The organism is Microcystis sp. LE19-41.2A, from assembly GCF_027530405.1.
In the GTDB taxonomy this organism is placed as follows: domain Bacteria; phylum Cyanobacteriota; class Cyanobacteriia; order Cyanobacteriales; family Microcystaceae; genus Microcystis; species Microcystis aeruginosa.
In genome coordinates this window covers 1-2,148 of the sequence record NZ_JAPZQJ010000670.1, presented here as the reverse complement: position 1 = coordinate 2,148, position 2,148 = coordinate 1, and the positions used below count along the sequence as shown (strand labels likewise).

Genomic DNA, 2,148 nt, shown 5'->3' with positions numbered 1-2,148 from the left:
TTGCTAAACCCTTGCTATATCTTGATTACAGGCATTCAGTATCTGGCATAAGATGAAGGTGCATGAGAGCAGCATAGATAGAGCTAGTACATAAGTTTTACCTGATGTTCTCTCAAGATACAAGAAGAAACAAAAAAAAACCCTTACTGGGTAAGGGTTTCAAAACCTACAATATAGGTCAATACCTATGATATTATAGGTTTACACACATATTAGATTAGAATGATTATGGCTGATAAAACGTTCAATTACCAGATTAATGTTCCGGAGGGGTGTATGGCAAAGACTGTCGTAACGCCTATAAAGATGTTAACAGATAAACCTCATGTAAGGATTTTTGCTGAAGGGCTTGGTCGATTGGCAGTTGACAGAAGATTAACGCCTACTGATAAGAATGTACTGCTATTTCTAATTTCCATTATGGAATATGAAAATCTTCTAAATGTTACTCAGAAGGAATTATCAGAAGGATTGGGGATTGTACAGCCAGAGATTAGCAAATCTATCAAAAAATTGATCAAGGCTGATTATCTGAGAATAGTGGACAAGAACGGCCGGCAGAATATCTATCAATTAAATCCACACATTGGCTTTAAATCCCGGGCTAAAAACTATAATCTCCTGTGCCAGCTATGGGATGATGAATCTCAGCTAGATGAATCCTTAGAAGCTTAGAGCTAAGGACTGAGGGGATGAATCCCCTCAGACTCCCCTCTATCACGTTTTTTCCCTATTCCGGGCGCGTTGCCCATTAAGCTGTTAACACCTTTTCATCCTTGAGATAATCTAATACAATCTCATCCAGACCATCATCAGATAGCCCAATAGGAATATTTTCACTTATCAATCTATCGATATGAAATTTAATTTCATCTCTCGACAAGACAATACCCTCATAATCACAGATTCTTTTTAGTGCTGCCCCAATTTTTCTACGGCTCATAGTCTTCTCCTAATATAGCTGTTAACAAGTTATCAAATGCAATTTTAGTAGATTTTTTTTGCTTCTTTAATTTTACCACTTCTAAGGCTAATTGTCTAATATTATTCTCGTTAACACCTTTATTCATGGTAATATTTTCCATTGTGGACTCTAAAACTAATACAAAATTATCATCAGTACCATCCTCTACAGATTGCTTGAAACTATCAGAGATAAAATTCACATAAGGCTTTATTGCGATTGGTATCCGGGCGTGCGTGGTTTCGTAAGGGGCAACATGGCCGCGCCCTCCTCTCGTCGATTTAAGTGTCATGGCAGTAACTCGTTAACAGGTTTATATCTTCTACAGTAACCCGTTAACAAGATATTGTCAACCCCTTAGAAAAAGATTTTTTGAGGGATTGACAAAACCAGAAATCTTTGCTAATCTTAAATTAAGTCCGGGCGCTGACTTTCACGTTGTCAACCTGGGATATGACGGGCGCGTTAGCCGGGAACATAGATCAGCCCAAAAATGACAGCATTTACGTTTTGTTATTTGATGCTAAGACAGACTCCTGGCGCTCGCTATTTTGGTATAATAATTTTAGATAAAATTTAAATCAAAAGATGGCAGTCTTCTCATTAGGTTTGGGACTAATGAGATTTTTCTTGTCTAATAATAACCTGTTAACAGCTTATAGCCATTGGTTACAACCTGTTAACAGCTTATAGCCATTGGTTACAACCTGTTAACAGCTTAATGGGCAACGCGCCCGGAATAGGGAAAAAACGTGATAGAGGGGAGTCTGAGGGGATTCATCCCCTCAGTCCTTTCTTTCCCCCTCAGATGGATGAAAACCGGCTTCCGTGTAGTGACATTAGTGTCCTCACTCTAGGCTCGGAGCGGCTTCTGTGTAGTAACAGTATATACCCTTACTCTAGGCTAGGATTGGCTTCTGCGTAGTAACACAGTACGGTCTTACTCCTGCCTCAGAGCGGCCTCACCCTGTAGTGTACTACTGTACTTATATAAATTAAATTTGAAGTTAGCTTTGTAGTATATATGTAATTCTTATACTACATTGCTAAACCCTTGCTATATCTTGATTACAGGCATTCAGTATCTGGCATAAGATGAAGGTGCATGAGAGCAGCATAGATAGAGCTAGTACATAAGTTTTACCTGATGTTCTCTCAAGATACAAGAAGAAACAAAAAAAAAC

Annotated in this window: 3 protein-coding genes; 1 reads left to right on the top strand and 2 read right to left on the bottom strand. The window is 38.5% G+C overall.

The window, feature by feature from the left end; all coding sequences use genetic code 11:
• The first annotated feature begins 228 nt into the window (after positions 1-228).
• The gene (locus tag O9290_RS27580) at positions 229-675 is read left to right on the top strand and encodes a helix-turn-helix domain-containing protein (RefSeq protein WP_288087750.1); all 447 of its coding nucleotides are present in this window, start codon (positions 229-231) and stop codon (positions 673-675) included.
• 76 nt (positions 676-751) lie between these two features.
• Here O9290_RS27580 and O9290_RS27575 read toward each other — a convergent pair whose 3' ends face one another.
• Together O9290_RS27575 and O9290_RS27570 are read right to left on the bottom strand one after the other, a co-directional pair.
• A complete protein-coding gene (locus O9290_RS27575; RefSeq protein ID WP_288087748.1) occupies positions 752-943 on the bottom strand; it encodes a hypothetical protein in 192 nt (63 codons plus the stop codon).
• Positions 933-1,256, bottom strand: coding sequence for a hypothetical protein (locus O9290_RS27570; RefSeq protein WP_288087745.1), 324 nt, complete (start codon positions 1,254-1,256; stop codon positions 933-935). The genes O9290_RS27575 and O9290_RS27570 overlap by 11 nt, the downstream gene beginning before the upstream one ends.
• Positions 1,257-2,148 lie beyond the last annotated feature (892 nt).